The following is a 21804-nucleotide window of genomic DNA, read 5'->3' as shown; positions in this document are numbered from 1 at the left end:
CCTGACTGATATCCCTCGCGAAGCTGAGACTAAGCTGTCATCTTGCTGAGGCTTCTAGCTCCCTTTGCTCGAGTCCCCAGCAGATCTCTGCCCCCTGACTGCTTGCTCCTCCTCTATACTTGGGCTAGGTCACCTTTGCCCTCATGCGGCAGCACACTAAGCAAGGAAGAAAAGCTGCGGTTTAGATTGCTGTAGAATTACTACATTTACAGCACGGAATACACTCATTCTAAAAGGAAACACTATGTACATCACACGTCTACGCCGCACGGCATGCACCCTAGGCCTAGGTATCCTCCTCCTAGCGAGTTGCAGCAAGTCCAATTCCTACGAGCAGGCCATCCCTCGAGATGCTGAGCTCGTCACCGCCATCCACCTCGACCAGCTAGCGCAGAAGGCAGGCCTAGAGGACAAGGCACGCAAGGCCAAGATCCAGCAAGCACTGGAGAAAGGCCTCGTATCGCCCGATACCAAGCCCTTCCTACAGAGCCTCCTCTCTGAGCCTCAGAAGCTAGGGATCGACCTCCGCTCCCCCATCTACTTCTATCATAGCCCTCGCGCCAAGGCAGCACTCCTAATGCGCGTGAGCGACCGTGGCGATCTCGAGAAGCAGCTCAAGAAGCTCTTCAGCAGCACAGAGTTCAAGCAGACAGAGGAGCAGGGCTACACCCTACTTAGCCCCAAATCGGGTCCTGAGGGGCAAGAGATCGTAGCCTACGACAAGAAGACACTCCTCATCGCCGTCCCTGAGGTCGGCACGCAGATCAAGCAACTCCTCCAGGAGACAATGCAGCCGAAGAAAGGGCAGTCCTTCGCCGAGACGAAGTACTTCGAGCAGTTCCAGCAGGCCAAGGGCGATATCCGTGCCTACCTAGACTTAAAGAGCCTCGACAAGAGCTCGACGCTGCCAGCCTACGCCACCACAGAGGTGAGCAAGATCGTCTTCGGAGCGAACTTTGAATCGGGACGACTGCGTATCACAGTACAGCCCGTCTACAAAGACAAGGTAGAGCAGCAAAAGGTCGAGAATAGGATGAAGCTCATCTACGCCCAAAGCATCACGGGCACCCTCGACAAGTATCTCCCCAAGTCCCCCGACCTAGTAATCGGCATCAATAGTAACATGGCAGCAGCTATGAAGAAGCTAGGCCTAGCCGCGACATCTAATGCAGAAGAGGCCCGCATGACGATGCTCCTCAACTCCCTCATCAGTGGAGAGGGTGTCTTAGCCATCTCCGAGCTTGGGTCTAGCAATAATGCCTATGCCTATGCAGAGAGTACACAGCCCGACGCCATAGATAGCGTAGCCAAGTGGATCGGGTCGGAAGGATTCGCTGCAGTAGACTCTACGGGAGCACATCAGTACCGTATACAGCATGATGGGATGACCTTCGACATAGGGCATCGCAATGGGATCAATTACCTGATCAGCAGTGCACGCGTCGGCGAGCTCCTGCAGCCGCAGGCTGGCCGCCCTACCCCTGTCTACGCCGAGCAGATCAAGGGCAAGTATGTCTACCTCTTCTTCGACCTCGAGCAGTTTATACAGCGCTCCTTCCTCACCCCACTGATCCAGGCTATGACCAAGCCTGCAGTCTACCAGCGCCTACAGCAGCTACAGTACGTCCTCATGGTGTCGGATAGGACGCAGGGCGAGCTCACCCTACAGCTCTCGACTAAGGACAACCTGCTCCAGTTCTTTGTAGACACCATTCTTGACGCACTCTAGCGCACCCCTTCTTATTATTATCGGCACCCTTCTATGACAGCTCCCAGCCTCCTAGAGATCGACATGGTATCGAAGCACTACGATACCAAGGTCGCCCTCGATCAGGTATCGCTCAGCGCGCGCCAAGGGCGTATCCTAGGCCTTCTAGGGCCCAATGGCGCGGGCAAGAGCAGTCTGATACGCATCATCAACCGGATCACCGCGCCCGACCGCGGCGAGGTCTTCTTCGACGGCCACCTCCTGCAGCAGCAGGATCTCAGCCGCATCGGCTACCTCCCCGAGGAACGCGGACTCTACCCCAAGATGAAGGTCGGGGAGCAGATCGTCTACCTGGCTAGGCTCAAGGGGATGAGTCGTAGCCAAGCCGAGCGAGGAGCCCGCGAGCTCCTCGCTCGGCTCGAGGGGGCCGACTGGTGGGGCAAGCGCGTCAATGAGCTCTCCAAGGGGATGCAGCAGAAGGTGCAGGTCGTCTGCACGCTGCTCCACGACCCCGAGCTCCTCATCATGGACGAGCCCTTCAGCGGATTCGACCCCATCAACGCCGAGCTCCTCAAGCAGGAGCTCCTCCGCCTCAAGGCTGAGGGCAAGACCATCATCCTCTCGACGCACAATATGCAGAGTGTCGAGGAGCTCTGTGACGACATCGTCCTCATCAATCAGGGGCATATCATCCTCAGAGGGCAGACCGAGGAGGTGCGTCGCAGCTACAGCACAGGACGCGTACGCCTCGCCTACGACGGCGAGCTCCCCCCTTCGCTGGCCTCCGACCTGCGTATCGTAGAGCGCCAAGCCACCAGCATGGGCGGCCTCCTATGGCTAGATGCCGAGGGCCTCTCCCTGCGTGAGCTCGTGGCGAGCCTCCCTGCAGAGCTCGATCTGCGCAGCCTCGAGCGCGAGCTCCCCTCCATGCACGAGATCTTCCTCAGTGCCGTCAGTCAGTCCCTCAGCAGTACTCACGCTCATGAATAAGCTATACCTCATCATCGAGCGGGAGTTTCGCTCGCGCATCCGCATGAGATCCTTCTGGGTCATGAGCCTACTTTTCCCCATCCTCATGCTGGGGATCGGGGCTACTCCTATCTGGCTCAGCAAGGCGAACAAGGAGCGGCAGGAGATCATCATCCTCGATGCTACGGGGCAGTACGCCCCCCTCTTCCAGAGCGACGAGACCTACCAGTTCATCCCTGGGGACAAGCCGCTCGACAGCTACAAGACCGAGGGAGGGAGTTCTGCTCCAGCCATCCTTGCCATCACAGATGACCTCAGTGTACACCCCGAGGCGGTACAGCTCTTCTCGCACCAGCAGCTGCCGCTCGGACTGGAGCGCATGCTGAGTGCCCGACTCTCGGAGTATGTGACGCAGCAGCGCATCGCCTCCTATCACATCCCCGAGCTCAGTGAGGCTATTGCCAAGACGCAGGCGCACATCCAGGTACGCACCTATCGCTGGGATGAGATTGAGCCCGCTGATGGCGGCGGGGACGAAGGTGGAGAGGAGCTCTCCGCAGCTGGGAAGCAGCTTCCCCGAGGAAGCCAGGAGACCAAGAGTGATGTCATCAGCATCGTGGGCATCGTCTTGACCTTCCTCAGCTACCTCTTCATCATGACCTACGGCGGTATGGTGCTGCAGGGCGTGCAAGAGGAGAAGAAAAGCCGTATCGTCGAGATCATGGTCTCCTCCGTGAGTCCGCAGCAGCTCATGATGGGCAAGATCATCGGGATCGGACTCGTCGGCATCCTCCAGCTCCTCATCTGGGCGCTGCTCATCCTCGTAGGTGCGGGAGTAGCGACACACGCTCTAGGGATATCGCTCGACCCCAAGCTGGCTGCGGCGGCCTCTACCGAGGGCTGGAGCGCTGCCCTTAGCCAACTGGCCCGTCTGAACTATGTCGGCATCCTCGTCTCCTTCCTCCTCTACTTCGTCGGGGGCTATCTCTTCTTTGCCTCTATCCTGGCGGCGATGAGCGCGACGGTCTCCTCAGACGAAGAGGCAGGCCAGCTGATGATGCCTCTGGTACTACTGCTGGTCTTCTCCATGTATGCGGGGATGGCTGGGGCAGAGAACCCCAACGGGTCGCTGGCCTTCTGGACCTCGATGTGCCCACTTACCTCTCCCGTCGTGATGATGGTACGCCTCCCCTTCGGGGTACCCCTCTGGCAGCTGGCCCTGAGCCTCTCGCTGCTCTTCGCCTCCTTCGTCGGCACGAGCTACCTCGGAGGGCGGATCTACCGCACGGGCATCCTCCTCTACGGCAAGCGCCCCAACCTCAAGGAGCTCTGGCACTGGCTCCGCTACCACTAGCCCCCCCCTAAGCGGCCAAGGCTACGCCTTGCCTCCTCCGCCCTTAGCTCCACTACGAAGCCCCGAGTACAGTACGCTACTCGGGGCTTCGGCCGTACTTAGGGGTGAGCGGACAAGAGGCTAAAGTCTAAGTCTATCAGTCTAGTCAAGGCGAAGCGGCAGCTCCTAAGCCGTGTCCCTCCTTCGGCTACAAGCCAGCTATCCAGGCAGCTGCTCTAAGACGCCTCCAGGCTTGCTCGTTCTAAAGCAGCACCTTATGCTCAGGCGCGGTGCGATAAAGGAGGAGGGCTGCTGAGGGATATCAGTGAGGCAGCTGAGGGACGCCCATCACGGGCGTGAGGGATAGCAGTCAGAGCACTGAGGGATAGCCCTCACAAGGCTGAGGCGCGGCAGTCGCTTCGCTCCCGCGTCACACCCCCTTTGCTGAGAAGGCTTAGGGCTGCTCGCTTAGTTTGTCTTTCGGCTTGCTCTTAGTCCTTGGTACGAAGTCTACAGCGGAGCTGAGCACGCTATCACCCCGAGGAGGGGTGGGCGGACTGGAACTTGGTCAAGGAGCACTTTCTGCACTTTGAGCTCGAGCCCTCGACTAAGTCTCCGAGGGGCTAGGATAATTAAGGAGGTATCCTTATCTTTGTCCTAGCCTCTCCCGAGGGGCTAGGTGAGGACATTACCCCCACCTCTATACATCATCAACAACTAAGGGAACTATGAACGACTCAGCAATCTTCAAGCTCATCGAAGAGGAGCACCAACGCCAGCTCAAGGGCATTGAGCTCATCGCCTCGGAGAACTTCGTCAGCGATGAGGTCATGCAGGCCATGGGTAGCTGCATGACGAACAAGTACGCCGAAGGCTACCCCGGCAAGCGCTACTACGGTGGCTGCGAGGTGGTCGACCAGTCCGAGCAGCTCGCCATCGACCGCATCAAGGAGCTCTTCGGCGCCGAGTGGGCCAACGTGCAGCCGCACTCGGGGGCTCAGGCCAATATGGCTGTGCTCCTGGCATGCCTCAACCCCGGGGACACCTTCATGGGGCTCAACCTCGCTCACGGCGGGCACCTCTCTCACGGCTCGCCCGTCAATAGCTCGGGGCTCCTCTACAAGGCTATAGACTACAACGTCCGCGAGGATACGGGCTACGTAGACTACGAGCAGATGGAGCAGCGCGCCCTGGAGCACAAGCCCAAGCTGATCATCGCTGGGGGCTCGGCCTATTCACGCGAATGGGACTACGCCCGCATCCGTGCTCTGGCGGATAAGATCGGGGCGATCTTCCTCGTCGATATGGCGCACCCCGCAGGGCTCATCGCAGCAGGCCTGCTGGAGAATCCCGTGAAGTATGCCCACATCGTGACCTCCACGACCCACAAGACGCTGCGCGGTCCTCGTGGGGGCATCATCCTCATGGGTAAGGACTTCGACAACCCCTGGGGCAAGACCACGCCCAAGGGCGAGATCAAGAAGATGTCTGCCCTACTCGACTCTGCCGTCTTCCCAGGCGTACAGGGTGGCCCGCTGGAGCACGTCATCGCAGCTAAAGCCGTAGCCTTCTACGAAGCCCTCCAGCCCTCCTTCAAGGAATACGGCCGTCAGGTCAAGCTCAATGCCCAGGTCATGGGTGAGGCCTTCGTACGTCGTGGCTATGGCGTCGTCTCGGGCGGCACGGACAACCACTGCCTGCTGATCGACCTGCGCAGCAAGTTCCCTGAGCTTACCGGTAAGGTCGCTGAGAAGGCACTGGTAGCTGCCGACATCACGGTGAACAAGAATATGGTCCCCTACGACTCCCGCTCGGCCTTCCAGACCTCGGGCATCCGTGTCGGCACGCCTGCTATCACCACGCGCGGCGTCAAGGAGGACAAGATGGACTACATCGTATCGCTCATCGACCGTGTGCTCTCCGCACCTGAGGATGAGGCCGTCATCGCTGCCGTACGCCGCGAGGTCAACGAGCTGATGGTCACCTACCCCATGTTCGCCTACTAGCAGTACTGCTGATTCGTCGAGGACTCAGAGAGCTCCAGCCACACTTAGGCTGGGCTCTCTGAGCCTTCCCCATTATAGACACTCAAGACCACGATCAATGAACAAGCTCTTCGTCAGCCTAGCCTGCGCCCTTAGCCTGGGCTACCTCGCTACGGCTGCACCCATGAAGACCACCCTTGCCTCCTACAACCAAGGGATCAACATCATCCCACAGCCCAAGGAACTCGTCCAGGGCAAGGGGAGCTTCGCCCTCACGGCCAAGACTCCGCTGCTGGCCCAGGGGGACTCCGCCTACATCATCGCGCGCTTCTTCGCCGAGAAGCTCCAGCGCTCCACGGGCTACCAGCTCCCAGTCCGTTCCTCCTCTAGCGCTCAGCCTGGCGCGATCTACCTTCGCATCGATCCCAGCCTACAGCTCGGGCACGAGGGCTACCAGCTCAAGAGCAGCCCCCGCGGGGTCGAGGTCGTAGGCCGCACGGGCGCAGGCCTTTACTATGGGATGCAGACCCTACTGCAGCTCCTGCCTGCCGAGGTCGAGTCCCCTAGCCTCGTGAAGATGGCACGCTGGAACATCCCTGCCGTCACGATCGAGGACGAGCCCCGCTTCGAGTACCGCGGTGCACTGGTCGACGTCTGCCGTCACTTCCTCACCGTCGAGGATATGAAGCAGCACATCGACCTCTTGAGCATGTTCAAGATCAACCGTCTGCACTGGCACCTCACGGAGGATCAGGGCTGGCGCATCGAGATCAAGAAGTACCCTCGCCTGACGAGTGTCGGCTCCAAGCGTATCGAGGGCGACGGTAAGGAGTATGGTGGCTACTATACTCAGGAGCAGATCAAGGAGATCGTCAAGTACGCCTCCGACCGCTTCGTCACCATCGTTCCCGAGGTCGAGCTCCCAGGCCATGCGATGGGTGCCATCGCCTCGTACCCCGAGCTGACCTGCTTCCCCTACCGCCGTGTCTACCAGGTGCGCAACATCTGGGGTGTAGAGCAGGACGTCTTCTGCGCGGGTAAGGAATCGACCTTCCAGTTCATCCAGGACGTCCTCGACGAGGTAGTCCCCCTCTTCCCTGGCCAGTACTTCCACATCGGCGGGGACGAATGCCCCAAGATCCGCTGGAAGGAGTGCCCCAACTGCCAGAAGCGCATCAAGGACGAAGGGCTCAAGGATGAGCACGAGCTCCAGAGCTATGTCATCCGTCGTGCCGAGAAGATGCTGGCCAAGTACGGCAAGAAGCTGATCGGCTGGGATGAGATCCTCGAGGGCGGCCTAGCCCCCACGGCTACTGTCATGAGCTGGCAGGGAGAGAAGGGCGGCATCCAGGCGGCCAACATGGGACACGACGTCATCATGACTCCCGGTAGCGGCGGTCTCTACATCGACCACTACCAGGGCGACTCCAAGATCGAGCCCGTAGCCATCTGCTGCTACTCTACCCTCGAGAAGGTCTACTCCTACAATCCCATCCCCGAGGCCATAGCCCCAGACAAGCGCCACCACATCAAGGGCGCTCAGGCCAACCTCTGGGCGGAGTATCTCTACACGACGCCGCTGATGCAGTACCGTGCCTTCCCCCGCGAGATTGCCCTGGCGGAAGCCGTATGGACGCCGCTGGAGAAGAAGAACTACAAGGACTTCGAGCGTCGCCTGGACAATGCCTACGTGCGCCTCGACCAGCATAAGGTCAACTACCACATCCCGCTGCCCGAGCAGCCCCTGCCCGGTAGCCGCCAGAGCGCCTCGCTGAACTACGTCGCCTTCACCGATACGACCAGCCTCACGCTCCAGACCACGCGCCCCATCCGCATCGTCTACACGACGGACGGCAGCGAGCCTACGGCCAAGTCCCAGACCTACACCCAGCCCCTGCACATCTCCAAGAGCCAGGTTGTGAAGGTCGCCTCGGTGCTCCCCTCGGGCAAGCTGAGCCGCGTACGCGCCATCACCTTCGACAAGCAGAGCCTCTCGCCCGCCGTCGAACTCGCCACGCCTACGCCTGGCCTGCGCACCAAGACCTCCGTGGGCAACTACTACAGTGCGGCTGACTTCGCCTCCGCGACCAACTGGACGGAGGGCGTCGTCAAGACCACGCAGGAGCTGCGTCCCGATAGGCTGAACAACCACATGGACGAGATCAAGCGCAAGGCCGTCGTCGGCGAGGGCTATATCAAGATCCCCGCAGATGGTAGCTATGTCTTCTCCACCAACCTTGATCAGATGTACCTCGACGGGGAGCTCTTCATCGACAACTCAGGCGAGACGTCCAAGTTCAGCCGTCATGACAAAAGCCGCGCCCTCAAGGCAGGCTGGCACCGCGTGAAGTTCGTCTTCGTCGGTGCCGTACGTGGCGGTTTCCCCACCTACTGGGAGGACACCAAGGTCGAGTACCGCAAGCTGGAGGACGCCAAGTTCAGCACCGTCACCGCTGAGATGCTGGCCTACTAAGCACTCCCCCACTCCCCGAGCTCTAGCCCCACTGCTGAGCTAGTGCGATCACACTAAGGGTGGCGACCGACCTGCACTCCAGCGTGCTGCGTCTGTCGCCATCTTTACTTAGCCTCCTACCATGATCACCCTTGACCCTAAGCTACGCTATGCCCTCGCGCTGGCACTCATGCCCGGCATGGGGCCGCAGCATGTGCGCACCCTCGGAGCGACCTTCGAGGACATCAGCCAGCCCTTCCGCGAGCCGCAGCTCCTAGACCAGCACTTCCCGCGCATGCAGCACAGAGTGCGTGTGCTCTTCGAGTCGTCCCAGCTCCTCTGTGAGGCAGACAGACTCCTCGAGCGCTGCCAGCAGCTGGCTCTGACGCCGCTCTTTCTTCTAGATCCCGACTACCCTCAGGCTCTGGCCGAATGCCCTGACGCCCCCCTCATCCTCTATACGCGTGGGGCGAGTGAGGTGCTGCAGCAGGCACCGCTGATCAGCATCGTAGGCACAAGGCAAGCCAGTAGCTACGGCCTGCAGATGACGGGACGTATCGTCACCGAGCTCAGCAAACTCCTCCCAGAGAGCCCTATCGTCAGCGGCCTAGCCTATGGCATCGACATCGAGGCGCATCGGAGGGCGCTGCAGCTGGGGACGCCCTGCGTCGCCGTCCTCGCCCACGGGCTGGATCGCCTCTATCCCAGCGTGCACCGCCCCGAGGCCGAGCGCATCCTCTCGAGCGGCGGAGTGCTGGTCAGTGAGTATCCGCCGGGCACGCCGACGCAGCGCAAGCAGTTCGTCGCGCGCAATAGGATCATCGCAGGGCTTAGTGTCGCGACGATCCTCCCCGAGGCAGGACTCAGCAGCGGTTCGCTCTCCACAGCACGGCTTGCCCTCAACTATGGGCGCGAAGTCTTTGCCCTCCCAGGGCGCATCACGGATGAGCAGAGCGCAGGCTGCCTCGAGCTGCTGAAGCGCGGCGAGGCCCAACTCCTGAGCACGGCGAGCGACCTCCTCAACGCCCTCAGTTGGCTGGGGACAAGCACTCCCAGCACGAGGACGCAACCCGAGCAAGCAAAGGCTACAGCGCCAGCCCCTCGCCCGAGCTATGACGATCCGCTCCTGCAGCTGCTCGCCGAGCAAGGATCACTTAGCCTCGACGACTTAGCCCGTACGCTTGGCCGCCCGATGTCACAGCTGAGCGAGGAGCTGCTTGACTTCGAACTCGAGGGGCATATCGTCGCGCTTCCTGGAGATAGCTACCGCCTTGCCTAGTCCTAGAACGAGCAGCCGAGGGGGCAGTGCATCCGCCCTCACGACAGCGCAGTAAGCGCACCAGGATACAAAGGCAGCGCCCCGTGTGACGAGATCACACGGGGCGCTGTACTTTCGACGAGAGCGGTGAGAGGCTGAGAGGCCGCAGCTCCGAGCTTGCGCTTAGTGAGGTGCAAGCCTAGGGGGCGGGGCTCTGAGGGATACCAGTCAGGCGACTGAGGGGCGCCCATCATGAGCGTGAGGGATAGCAGTCAGCGAGCTGAGGGATATCCCTCGCAGAGCTGAGAAGAGGCGGCCACCTTGCGCTGCGCCCTTAGGGCGTATCTAGAGGGGCTTGAGCTAGGGCAAGGCTCCCCGCACTTAGTCTCGTGGACATCTCTGTCCTAAGGCTCGTGCTGCGACTGCGGGAGCGGAGGGCTTAGCGGCGGAAGAGGTGCTTGAACTCATCGGCGTAGAGGCGCGAGAGTCCCTTGCGGTTGTCGATGGCTTCACCGACGACGATCATCGTCGTGAGCGTCAGCTTGTGCTCATGCACGATCTTCGCCAGATCCTTGAGCACGCCGCGGTAGATCGCTTGGTCGGGCCAAGTGAGGTGATAGCAGGCTGCCACGGGCGTATCCTCGGGGTAGTGCTCCAGCAGCTGCGCCTGCACGTCATCGACGATCCCCGCGCTGAGGAAGATGCACATCGTGCTCTGGCTACGCGCCAGTAGGTGCAGCTTCTCCTTCTCGGGCATCACCGTACGCCCCTCACCGCGTGTGAGGATGATGGTCTGCGTCTTCTCGGGGATGGTGAACTGTGAGCGGAGCTCTGCCGCTGCCGCCTGGAAGGAGGAGATCCCTGGAGTGATGTGGTAGCTCATCCCATACTCGTCGAAGAAGGCCATCTGCTCCTGGATCGCCCCGTAGATACAAGGGTCGCCCGTATGCAGACGCGCGACCAAGAGCCCCTTATCATAGAACTCCTTCATCAGGGCGAACTGCTCCTCGAGGTTCATGTCCGCCGAGCTGCGTACGACGGCGCCTGCCTTGGCACAGAGCGTCAGCGCCTTCGGCACGAGGCTCCCCGCGTAGAGGATGAGGTCGGCATGCTCCAGCCACTGACGTCCGCGGATGGAGATGAGGTCGGGGTCGCCAGGCCCTGCACCGACGATCTCGATGTGCCCACGGCGCTCGGCAGCACGGTCGAGCGCTAGGGCGAAGGTGAAGTCATTACCATTATGGAGCATGCCCTTCTGCTTCTCGATGACCAGCGGGCCGAGGTCGGCAGCGTAGCGAGCACAGCTCTCCGAGACGCCCCAGACGCCCGTCACCTTGCGTACGTACTCCGAGGGATTGGCCACCTCGACGGGCGCCAGTTCCTTGGACGTATAGATCTGTGCCGTGAGCCCCAGGGTCGCCTCCAGCTCCTTCAGCAGCGGCTCATCCTTCTTCAGGTCGATCGTCGAGAGCTGGCCGATAGCCTCGGGGTAATAGCCCAGTCGGCGCACCTCACTGAGGATGTAGGCGACGATGTCTGTAGGCTCGCACTGATAGCGGCAGCCCATCCCGAGGGAGAGCACACGCGGCACGTACTGGATCCAGGGACGCGAGGTCTCGTAGTGGCGTGGAGAGACGACGATGATGAGGGCATAGTCCTCCTCGCGTAGCTCCGTACGGTCGTAGTAGACATCGACGTGGGGGGCCTTGGTACGCTCGAGGTAGAAGGTGCCCTTATCCTTGACCTCCAGCAGCAGCGCCGTACGCTCGCCGTTGGTGTAGTGGGCTATGGGACGATTGAGTCCGCCCTCGTGTGTGAACTGCTGCCAGCCGTATTTCTTCGCCAGCAGGTCTAGGGCCCAGAGGCCCGTATTGTCGGTCTGGGTACTGACGACAGCCTCGCCGCCCAGCAGTCCCGCCAGCTCGTGCGTCAGCTCGTTCGCCCCACCGACGTGCCCCGAGAGGACGGAGACGACGAAGCGCCCCGTGCTGTCGATGCTGATGACGGCGGGGTCGCTGTACTTATGCCCGATGAGGGGAGCGATGCTACGGACGCAGATGCCCATAGCTCCGATGAAGATCCAGCCCTCGTACTCAGCGAAGTGCTCGGAGACGAAGCTCTGTATATGATCGATCTGCGTCACCCCTGCTCCCTGATGTGTGGAGAAGAGGCGCGCCTGGGGGTAGGCAGCGAGGATAGGCTGTGCCGTCTGTATGCCCTGAGGCGAGACAGCGAGGATAGCAAGGTTTGTCATTAGAGTTCCTGTAGTTAATATGGGTCGTGCGACGCTGCTAGGGCATCACCTTATAGACATACTGATGGATATCACGGCGTATTTGCTCGTAGGTCTCGAGCTCAAGCCTACGGTCAGAGAGCAGGTGCAGAGGCACCCAGGGCAGGCCCTCGCCGTAGGGGGGCTGCACGTAGTCGTAGGGCTGTGGGTCGAGCCCCAAACGGGCGTAGAAGGCTAGGCGCCGCTCGGCCTCAGGACTGTAGCCCCTAGGCTCGCACTCCAGGACGAAGGGGCGAGCGGCACGATTGCGCCCTTGCAGGAGGCGTACCACCTCAGCTCCTAGCCCCTGCCCACGATAGGTGGGGTCGATGAGCAGATACTCGTAGTAGCAGGCGCTCGGGAGATCCCAGCCGACGGCCAGTCCTATCGTCTGCCCTGCCTGCTGCACGAGGCAGACGTGGTGCCGCGAGCCCTCGAGGGCGAAGAGCTCCTCCCAGGGACGGCGCTCCTCAGGCGGGAAGGCGGCCTCGTAGGCGGCACGCAGATGCTCGGGCGTCCTATCGTCGAGGCCGAGGAGCTGTAGCTGGATGGTAGACATGGGGCTAGGGGGCTAAGAGTAGCGACGGGGGTAGCGCAGCAGGATGGAGAGCAGCGCCATGCCGCCCATGATGAAGGGGTAGTAGAGGTGCGGGATGATGGCGATGGGCGAGACGCCCGTGAGCTTGGAGGCCAGGAGCAGCTGTGCACCGTAGGGGATGAGCCCCTGGACGAAGCAGGAGAAGGTATCGAGGATGCTGGCCGTCTTGCGCGGGTCGAGCTGGTAGCGCTCAGTGATCTCTCGGGAGACCTCGCCCGTGGTGAGGATAGCTATGGTGTTATTGGCCGTACAGAGGTTGGCCACGGAGACGAGGGCGGCGATGGTGAGCTCTGCCCCACGCTTGCCATTGATGCGGTGTGTGAGCTTGGAGAGCAGGTAGTCGATACCGCCGTTGTAGCGGATCAGCTCCAGCATGCCCCCCGCCAGCAGGGTGACGATGATGAGCTCGCCCATGCCGCTTATCCCTTCACCTAGCGCGGCGACCCAGCCCCAGGGAGCGATGGCCCCTGTCAGCACGCCGATGAGCCCGCTGGAGAGGATGCCGATGCCGAGTACCACGAGCACGTTCACTCCAGCCAGCGCCGAGATGAGCACCAGCAGGTAGGGTAGCATGAGCCAGAAGGAGCCCGGCTCGACGAACTTCGGTTCGGGCAAGTCTATGCCGCGCAGTAGGTAGACCACGAGGGCGATGAGGGCTGCGGGCAGGACGATCCCGAGGTTGACGCGGAACTTATCCCGCATGCTGCAGCCCTGCGTCCGCGTCGCGGCGATCGTCGTGTCCGAGATGAAGGAGAGGTTGTCCCCGAAGAAGGCTCCGCCCGTCACGATGGCTGCGACGTAGGCGTCCGAGAGGCCGAGGCTATCCGCCACCCCGAGCGCGATGGGCACCAGCGCCACCACCGTGCCGACGCTCGTCCCGATGGAGAGGGAGATGAAGCAGGAGGCGATGAAGAGCCCCGGCAGCAGGAAGGAGGAGGGCAGGAAGCTCAGGATGGTATTGACCGTCGCGTCGATCGCGCCCATGCTCTTAGCCCCTTGGGCGAAGGCCCCCGCCAGTACGAAGATCCATATCATCAGGAGGATATTGCTGTCGGCCGCCCCGTGGGAGAACTGGCGGATACGCTCCTCCAGACGCACCCCGCGGGTAATCAGCAGTGCGTAGCCCGAGGCCACGAGGAAGGCCACCGCAATGGGCATGCGGTAGAAGTCCACCGAGAGCAGCGACCTCAGGAAATACACGGGGTCGAAGTCCCCCGAGAGCAGCGGCCTCAGGAGATACACGGCGCGGTAGAAGTCCACCGAGAGCAGCGAGCTCAGGAGATACACGGCGAGGAAGACAAAGAGCGGACTCAGACCGAGCCAACCCAGCGATCGGGGCGAAGTATTGGGGTGATGCGACATAGGCCTTGGACGAAGGGGAAGACTAAGCTAATAGAGCTACGGAGCGAGTGCGGACTCAAGCACGCACCTCCTCGAAGCAATCGTCCACAAAGGTACAGCTTTTGGCGAGGAGCCCCCCAAATACCCTACGCAGCAAGGGCTCGGCGAGGACACAGCGAGCTGCGAGCCTAGCCTCAGCTCCGTGAGGGATAGCCCTCGGCCTCCCGACAGATATCCATGAGCGGCCTGACTGACGTCCCTCAGCCGTCTCACTGATATCCCTCACGCCTCTCCCCCACCGCCCGCATCCCGACGAGGCTCATCCCGCCCTGCGCTGTACCCAAGACGAGGGTGAAGTCCGCAACCTCCTCGTGCCCCAGCCCCAGCCTAGAGCACAGCGCATCCCGCACAGCCCCGAAGCGGGACGGGGTGCGCAGGGCGGGAAATTTTTGTGCGGAAGAAAATAAATTTTCGTGCGCACAGAAATTTATTTTCTTCCGCACAAAAATTCGGCGCCTTGCGGACAGAAATTTTGCCCCCTGCGGAGAGAGCCTTCTTACACCCCTAGGGAAAGGGGGGGCTTTCTGCCTAAAGCGTATTTCCTCCGCCTCTAGCCGCTCAAGGCTGCGACGCCCCTAGGGCGGACTTATAGAGCGCCTCACAGCCCCTCGAGGGGCAGCCCTTAGTAGACCGCTCTCACCCAAGGCAAGGGTCGAGAGGCGCAGCCTTGCTAGCCGCTGCCCCTAGAGGGGAGCATCCGCGCCGCGCTTAGGCCCGAGGAGCTCTGCGAAATAGCGTATCTTTGCAGGCAAACCAACACAAGCAACACGATACATTATATATGGCTAAGGTCGCACTGATCACGGGCGTGACGGGGCAGGACGGGTCCTACCTCGCCGAGCTACTCATCGAGAAGGGCTACGAGGTACACGGCATCATCCGCCGCTCGTCCTCCTTCAACACCGAGCGCATCGAGCATCTCTACTTCGACCAGTGGGTGCGCGACATGAAGCAGCGGCGCGCGCTCAACCTCCATTACGGGGACTTGACCGACTCCAGTTCGCTCATCCGCATCATCCAGCAGATCCAGCCCGACGAGATCTACAACCTTGCCGCGCAGAGCCACGTCAAGGTCTCCTTCGACGTCCCTGAGTACACCGCCGAGGTGGATGCTACGGGCACGCTGCGCCTACTGGAGGCCGTGCGTATCCTCGGCCTCGAGCAGCGCACACGCATCTATCAGGCCTCGACCTCGGAGCTCTACGGCCTCGTCCAGGAGATTCCTCAGCGCGAGACGACGCCCTTCTATCCCCGCTCACCCTACGGCGTGGCCAAGCTCTACGGCTACTGGATCACGAAGAACTACAGAGAGAGCTACGGGATGTTCGCCGTCAATGGCATCCTCTTCAACCACGAGAGTGAGCGCCGCGGCGAGACCTTCGTCACGCGCAAGATCACCCTGGCGGCAGCACGCATCGCCCAGGGCATGCAGGACAAGCTCTATCTGGGCAACCTCGACGCCCTACGAGACTGGGGCTACGCTCGTGACTACGTGGAGTGCATGTGGCTGATGCTGCAGCACGACCAGCCCGAGGACTTCGTCATCGCCACGGGCGAGCAGCACTCGGTCCGTGAGTTCACAGAGAAGGCCTTCCGTGAGGCGGGCATAGAGCTTCGCTGGGAGGGCTCGGGCATCGAGGAGCGCGGCATCGACCAGGCTACGGGACGCGTGCTGGTGGAGGTCGATCCCCAGTACTTCCGCCCTGCAGAGGTAGAGACGCTGCTCGGCGACCCCAGCAAGGCCAAGCAGCTGCTAGGCTGGAACCCACAGAAGACCAGCTTCGACGAACTCGTCCGCCTCATGGTCACCCACGACATGGACTACGTCCGCAAGGGCCAAAGAGCACTGTAAAGATGAAGACCAAGCTAAACCCTAGTACCAAGATCTACGTCGCGGGACATCGCGGCCTCGTAGGCTCAGCGATCTGGCGCCAGCTTGAGGCCCGTGGCTTCACCCAGCTCATCGGGCGCACACATGCCGAGCTCGACCTGCTAGATCCCGTGGCCGTCCGTGAGTTCTTCGACAGCGAGCAGCCCGAGGTCGTCATCCTCGCTGCCGCCCACGTCGGGGGCATCCTCGCCAACAACACCTACCGCGGGGACTTCATCTATCAGAACCTCCAGATCCAGCAGAACGTCATCGGCGAGAGCTTCCGCCACGGCGTGCAGGACCTGCTCTTCTTGGGCAGCAGCTGCATCTATCCGCGTGAGGCCAAGCAGCCCATCCCCGAGGACGAGCTCCTCACGGGCCCGCTGGAGTACACCAATGAGCCCTACGCCATCGCCAAGATCGCGGGGCTCAAGCTCTGCGAGAGCCTCAACCTGCAGTACGGCACCAACTACATCGCCGTCATGCCGACCAATCTCTACGGGCCCAACGACAACTTCCACCTCGAGAATAGCCACGTCCTGCCCGCCATGATACGCAAGATCTACCTCTCCAAGTGCCTCGACCTCGGAGACTGGGCTGCCGTGCGCGCCGACCTCCAGAAGCGTCCCGTAGCAGGCGAATCGGGGACAGGGAGCGAGGCTGAGCTCTCAGCGCTGCTCGCGCGCTTCGGCATCCACCCCGACCGCATCGAGCTCTGGGGCTCGGGCAAGCCGCTGCGTGAGTTCCTCTGGAGTGAGGACATGGCCGCCGCTTCGCTCTATGTGCTGGAGCATGTAGACTTTGCCGACCTCTATCCCGAGGGGAGCAAGGAGATCCGCAACTGCCACATCAACATCGGCAGCGGCCACGAGCTCTCGATACGCGCACTGGCCGAGCTCATCGCCCGTACCATAGGCTACGAGGGCGAGATCCGCTGGGACAGCACTAAGCCCGACGGCACCATGCGCAAGCTCTGCTCCGTCGACAAGCTCCACGCCCTAGGCTGGCAGCACAGCGTGGAGATCGAGGAGGGCGTCGTGCGGCTCTACGACTGGTACCTGACGCACTAGCCTTCACACTTCCCCCCATAGCCTCCACCGCTCTTCATCTATATACGCTCCGATAGGATGCAGTACTCGCCCCGCTTCGTCAAGCGCTTGGTGCTAGGGATACTCCTAGCACCTTTTGCGCTTATTATACTCCTCATAGTCGCCCTCTACGTCCCGCCCATCCAGCGCTTCGTCGTCGGGCAGGCGACGGCCTTGCTGTCCAAGCAGCTCGGGATGCAGGTAGAGCTGGACGAGCTCCACCTAGGCTTCCCCCTAGACCTGAGCGTAAAGGGCTTCCGCATGGTGCAGGCTCCTGGCGACACGCTGCTCTCCGTAGGCTCCCTTAGCCTCTCACCTTCGTGGCGCTCGCTGCTCGATGAGCGGCTCGAGGTACCCCGAGTAGCGCTGGAGCGCGTCGCCTATCAGACGACCGACAGCACGGGCCTGACCTATACCTCAGTTGCCCTCGCTGCCGCTGCCGCCGAGGGGCTTAGGCTCGACTGGGGACAGCAGGACGTACAGCTCGACCGCCTCCTCACCCGAGGCGGCCGCGTGGTCTATCACTCCAGCGACACGACGAAGAGCGAGAAGACGCCCCCCGTCCAGTGGCGCATCAAGGCTGGTGCTGTGTCCCTCTCCTCGACGGAGCTCGACATCCGCCTTCCCCACGATTCACTCTACCTCGCGGGGCTGGTAAAGCAGCTCAGTGCCGAGCGCATACAGTCCGACCTCGAGCACCTGCGCTTCGAGATCGGCCACGCGCAGCTCGAGGCCCCCAGCCTCCGCTACGCCGTAGACACGACCCAGGCACGGACGCCCCACTTCGATCCCCAGCACATAGAGCTACGCGAGGCGCTGCTGGAGGCTTCGTCTATCTATTCCGAGGGGCGCGTGCTGAGGCTGCAGCTCCTACGTACCGCCTTCGATGAGCGCTCGGGGCTAAGCCTCCGCCAGCTCTCGGGGAGCTATCGTATGGATAGCCTTGCGATGCAGCTGGAGGACCTCGAGCTGAGGACCTCCGAGTCCCACATCCAGGGGCAGCTCAGCATGCCCTGGAGCCTACTGAAGCAGGACAAGCGCGCCGCCCTTGACTTCGACCTGAAGGCGAGCCTAGGCACAGCCGACATCCTAAACCTCTCGGGCCAAGCACTGGAGCAGGTCGAGACCGAGACCCAGCTCGTCGGCCGCATGCGCCACCGCCAGCTCCTAGCTCCGCTCAAGCTCGACCTCGCCCTCAAGGGTACGCTCTCCGAGCTGCAGACTAGGCTCGAGCTCAGCTGGCCCGACGTCCTTAGCCTCTCCTTAGGCGGGCCCCTCTACGCGCTCACCGATGACGCCCAGCGCTCGGGGCACCTCCAGCTGGAGACCGAGCTCGGAGCCAAGGCAACCTCCCTCCTTTCCTTAGTCTCGCCCGAACTCACGAGGGAGTACAGGCTCCCCAAGGGGCTTAGCCTCAAGGGGCAGGTCAAGATCAAGCGGGGAGACTACGCCCTACAGCTGCAGCTCAAGGAGAGCACGGGAGGAGCTCAGCTCGAGGCAAGCTACCTCGACCGCGCCAAGCGCTACGAGGCCAAGCTCCGCACGACGAGGCTCGACCTGGCTCACTTTGCCCCCAAGCTCGGCCTCGGGGCTATGTCACTCGAGCTCGCAGCTCAGGGGCAGGGCTTCGACATCCTCAGCCCGCACACCTGGACCAAGATCACAGGGCGTCTAGAGGCTCTAGACTACGGGACGCTGCCGCTGCACGATATCACACTCGACGCGGATCTCAAGGGCGGCTACCTAGGCCTCGCCCTCAACAGCGCCAATAGAGGGGCGAACCTCTCTCTCCTCCTAGACGGCATCCTCTCGCGCAAGGGCATCACCACGGCACTGGCACTGGACCTCTTCGATCTAGACCTACAGCGCCTCGGCCTCAGTGAGACAGGACTCTCTGGCCGCCTCCGCCTAGAGGGCGAGCTACGCAGTGACCTCAAGGAGACGCACGACCTGACGGCGAGCATCGACAGCGCTGTCCTCGTCTTCCAAGGCGATACCCTCCAGCCACCTCGCTTCGACCTCCTCGTCTCAACCAACGCCCACAGCATCCTCGGAAATGTGAGCTCGGGCGACATGAAGGGGCAGCTACAGCTCTCGGCAGGGCCCACGGAGCTTCAGAAGAGCCTCGGCAAGCTGCTCGACCAGGCGACAGCGCAGTGGCAGCTCATCGCCTCGGGCAAGTCCGCACGCCGTCAGCTGGAGGACCTCGTCCCGCTACTCCCCTCCGCGCAGCTTAGCCTCACGATGGGCAACAACAATCCCCTACGCTACTATCTAGCCAATCAGCAGATCGCCCTCGGAGGGCTCAGCGCCAGCTGGCATACCGATCCCTACAAGGGCATATCAGGGAGCATGCATATCTCCGATCTACGTATAGATACCCTTAGGCTCAAGGAGGTACACCTAGCGGCAGAGACCGAGCGTACCGCGCGCCCAGCTCAGCCCGACAGCCTCACCCTCCACCTCAAGGGCATGGTCAACAAGCAGCGCTTCCGTGGCCAAGCGGGCTTCAACATCGAGGCACAGCTACAAACGACCCTCCAGGCAGGCGCCTTGGGTTTCGCCTGGCGTGATGAGTCAGGGACGCTCGTCCACGGTACGCACCTCAGCGGGGTGTGGGGAGGCGATGCCTATCAGCTGCGCTTCGACCAGGAACGCCTACGCATCGCCTACAAGGACTTCAGCATCAACCCCGACAACCACCTGAGCCTGCGCAAGCGGGACTACCTGCTCTTAGGCTCGCTACGACTACAGGGAGCAGAGCGAGGCCTACTATCGCTGGAGGCCAAGGACGAGCCACTCGGGACGCAGGACGTGATGCTGAGCATACAGAACCTCTACCTGGAGGACTTCCGTGCGCTTGGCCTCCCCGATGTCGCTGGGGTCTTCTTTGGGGACATACACTATCAGCGTCAGGGCAAGCTCTCGGCTCAGCCCACCATCTCGGGAGACCTATCGCTGACGAACTTCCGCTACGAGGATAAGAAGTTCGGCCACTTCACGACCTCCCTCTTCTACGAGCCTCGTACCGATGATTCCCACTACATCACGGCGGATGTAGGCTACAATGGGCGCTCGGCGATGTCCATCGACGGGATCTATTACCCCAAGCGGCGCGTCTCGCCGCTCTCGGGGACGCTCCAGCTGAACTCCTTCCCCTTGGAGCTGGCGAACCCCTTCCTCAGCGCCTCGGGTAGCTCCATCGAGGGGGCCGCCGAGGGCTCTATACACCTCTCAGGCTCACTGACAGAACCCATCCTCAGTGGTCAAGTAGCGCTCTCGAAGACGCTTCTCCACCTCAGCACCTACGGCATGCACCTGCAGCTCGACAGTATTCCAGTGCGTCTGGAGGGCTCTACGATACACTTCGACCACTATGCCATCCACCCCTCGGTAGACCCGAAGAAGGCCATCTACATCGATGGGAAGATCGAGCAAAGCACCTCGCCCAAGGCCAAGGCCTCCCTACGCATCACCTCCGATGAGCTGACGCTGCTCAATGATCTCCGCCCCAAGCGCGAGGACCAGCTCCTCTATGGCCGCATCGTCGCCTCGACCAACATGCAGGTGACGGGCCCAATGACGGGGCTGCGTGTACGCGGGGCACTCAATGTACTGAGCGGCACCAACTGCACCTACATCATGCGTGAGGATCCGCTCGAGACCTCGCAGGGGACCAACGGCCTGGTGAGCTTCGTGGACTTCGCCGACACGCTCTTCACCAAGCGCGTCGAGCCCATCAGCCCCAGCTTCGGCGGGCTGGACGTCAACCTCTCCATCCATATCGATCCCTCAGTGCGTGTAGGCGCTGACCTCACGGCCGACGGTCAGGACTACGCCCACGCTCAGGGTGGCGGGACGCTCCACTTCACCTACCCTCCCTTCGGGCAGATGAGCCTCAGGGGACGCTATGAGATGAGCGGAGGCGGTGACCTGAGCTATACCCTACCCGTGGTGGGGAACAAGAAGTTCTCCATCGACCCCACAAGCACGCTCTCCTGGAACGGACCTGTATCCAACCCCTACCTTAACTTCTCCGCGACCCAAAGCGTCAAGGCGACCGTCAACGAGTCGGGGAGCAGCGCCCAGCGCGTGACCTTCAACGTCAGCATCAAGGTCAGCGACTACGTCAACCGTATGAACCTGAGCTTCGGCCTAAGTGCCCCCGACAACCTCAGCATGCAGAACAGCCTCGCAACGATGACGACCGAGGAGCAAGGCAAGCAGGCCATCGCCCTGATGGCCACGGGCGTGTACCTCGGTAGTGGCAGCGGCACAGGGAACCTCGACCTAAACAACGCCCTCACCTCCCTCCTGCAGTCGCAGATCAATAAGACCGCGGGCAAGCTCCTCCAGGGCACTGACCTCAGTCTCGGGGTAGACCGCTACGATGGCTCGAGCGGCGAGGCAGCGCGCACGGACTATACCTATAGCTTTAGCCGCCGCTTCTACAACGACCGTATACGCATCGTCGTGGGGGGCAAGGTGCAGAGCGGGGCTAACTCCTCGAGCCAGGGGCAGAACTTCCTCGACAACGTCTCCCTCCAGTACCAGCTGGACAAGACTGGGGAGCAGTACTTCAGCCTCTACCACAAGCGCGTCACGGATAACATCCTCGAGGGCGAGTACTCCGAGACTGGGGTGGGCTATGTACTCCGTCGCAAGCTCTACAGCCTCTGGGATCTCTTCCGCCCGAAGGCCAAGACCAAGGCGGGACAGCAGAAGGCTCAGCCGCTCTTCTTCACGCCAGGCGTCTATGATAGCACCCCGTCCAGCACCCGCTCTCAGACGAGTGCCGACACGCTGCGCCACGATAGCGTCCCCCTCATACGTCGCACCCAAGGGGCGCATAGCTCCTCCACCCACTAAG

The 21804-nt window shown here is 61.8% G+C and carries 12 protein-coding genes; 9 read left to right on the top strand and 3 right to left on the bottom strand.

Annotation, left to right across the window (positions count from 1 at the left end):
* Nucleotides 1-244 precede the first annotated feature (244 nt).
* The 6 genes from Q0248_RS04760 (at nt 245) to dprA (ending at nt 9726) form a co-directional block, all read left to right on the top strand.
* A complete protein-coding gene (locus tag Q0248_RS04760; protein WP_299320312.1) occupies nt 245-1729 on the top strand; it encodes a DUF4836 family protein in 1485 nt (494 codons plus the stop codon).
* A gap of 33 nt (nt 1730-1762) precedes the next feature.
* The gene (locus Q0248_RS04755; RefSeq protein ID WP_299320310.1) at nt 1763-2698 is read left to right on the top strand and encodes an ATP-binding cassette domain-containing protein; all 936 of its coding nucleotides are present in this window, start codon (nt 1763-1765) and stop codon (nt 2696-2698) included.
* Nucleotides 2691-4031 (top strand): ABC transporter permease, encoded by a 1341-nt coding sequence (locus Q0248_RS04750; RefSeq protein WP_299320307.1) that lies wholly within the window; start codon nt 2691-2693, stop codon nt 4029-4031. Before Q0248_RS04755 ends, Q0248_RS04750 begins: the two co-directional genes overlap by 8 nt.
* 707 nt (nt 4032-4738) lie before the next feature.
* Nucleotides 4739-6016 carry a serine hydroxymethyltransferase gene (glyA, locus tag Q0248_RS04745; RefSeq protein WP_211789338.1) on the top strand — a complete coding sequence of 426 codons (1278 nt, stop codon included), beginning with the start codon at nt 4739-4741 and terminating at the stop codon, nt 6014-6016.
* A gap of 97 nt (nt 6017-6113) precedes the next feature.
* Nucleotides 6114-8468, top strand: coding sequence for a family 20 glycosylhydrolase (locus tag Q0248_RS04740; RefSeq protein WP_299320303.1), 2355 nt, complete (start codon nt 6114-6116; stop codon nt 8466-8468).
* Nucleotides 8469-8589: 121 nt separating this feature from the next.
* Nucleotides 8590-9726: a DNA-processing protein DprA gene (gene dprA / locus Q0248_RS04735; protein WP_299320300.1), complete on the top strand. Its 1137-nt coding sequence runs from the start codon at nt 8590-8592 to the stop codon at nt 9724-9726.
* A gap of 418 nt (nt 9727-10144) precedes the next feature.
* On the opposite strand, the gene cobM is transcribed toward dprA, so the two are convergent.
* From cobM to Q0248_RS04720, 3 genes are read right to left on the bottom strand one after another with little or no spacing between them, the layout of a single operon-like run.
* Nucleotides 10145-11959 carry a precorrin-4 C(11)-methyltransferase gene (gene cobM, locus Q0248_RS04730; protein WP_299320298.1) on the bottom strand — a complete coding sequence of 605 codons (1815 nt, stop codon included), beginning with the start codon at nt 11957-11959 and terminating at the stop codon, nt 10145-10147.
* Nucleotides 11960-11996: 37 nt separating this feature from the next.
* Entirely contained in the window at nt 11997-12536 is a 540-nt protein-coding gene (locus Q0248_RS04725) for a GNAT family N-acetyltransferase (RefSeq protein WP_299320295.1), read from the bottom strand.
* Between the two features lie 12 nt (nt 12537-12548).
* Nucleotides 12549-13937 (bottom strand): Na+/H+ antiporter NhaC family protein, encoded by a 1389-nt coding sequence (locus Q0248_RS04720; RefSeq protein WP_299320293.1) that lies wholly within the window; start codon nt 13935-13937, stop codon nt 12549-12551.
* 820 nt (nt 13938-14757) lie between these two features.
* Here Q0248_RS04720 and gmd point away from each other — a divergent pair.
* The 3 genes from gmd to Q0248_RS04705 are packed head-to-tail and all read left to right on the top strand — an operon-like array spanning nt 14758 to nt 21803.
* Nucleotides 14758-15828 (top strand): GDP-mannose 4,6-dehydratase, encoded by a 1071-nt coding sequence (gene gmd, locus Q0248_RS04715; protein ID WP_299320290.1) that lies wholly within the window; start codon nt 14758-14760, stop codon nt 15826-15828.
* A 2-nt stretch (nt 15829-15830) separates the two neighbouring features.
* Nucleotides 15831-16916 carry a GDP-L-fucose synthase gene (locus Q0248_RS04710; protein ID WP_299320288.1) on the top strand — a complete coding sequence of 362 codons (1086 nt, stop codon included), beginning with the start codon at nt 15831-15833 and terminating at the stop codon, nt 16914-16916.
* 57 nt (nt 16917-16973) lie between these two features.
* Nucleotides 16974-21803: a translocation/assembly module TamB domain-containing protein gene (locus Q0248_RS04705; RefSeq protein WP_299320286.1), complete on the top strand. Its 4830-nt coding sequence runs from the start codon at nt 16974-16976 to the stop codon at nt 21801-21803.
* The last annotated feature ends 1 nt before the right edge of the window (nt 21804 follow it).

The organism is uncultured Porphyromonas sp. (assembly GCF_938046015.1).
Taxonomy (GTDB): Bacteria; Bacteroidota; Bacteroidia; order Bacteroidales; family Porphyromonadaceae; genus Porphyromonas.
This window is presented reverse-complemented; position numbering and strand designations above follow the sequence as displayed.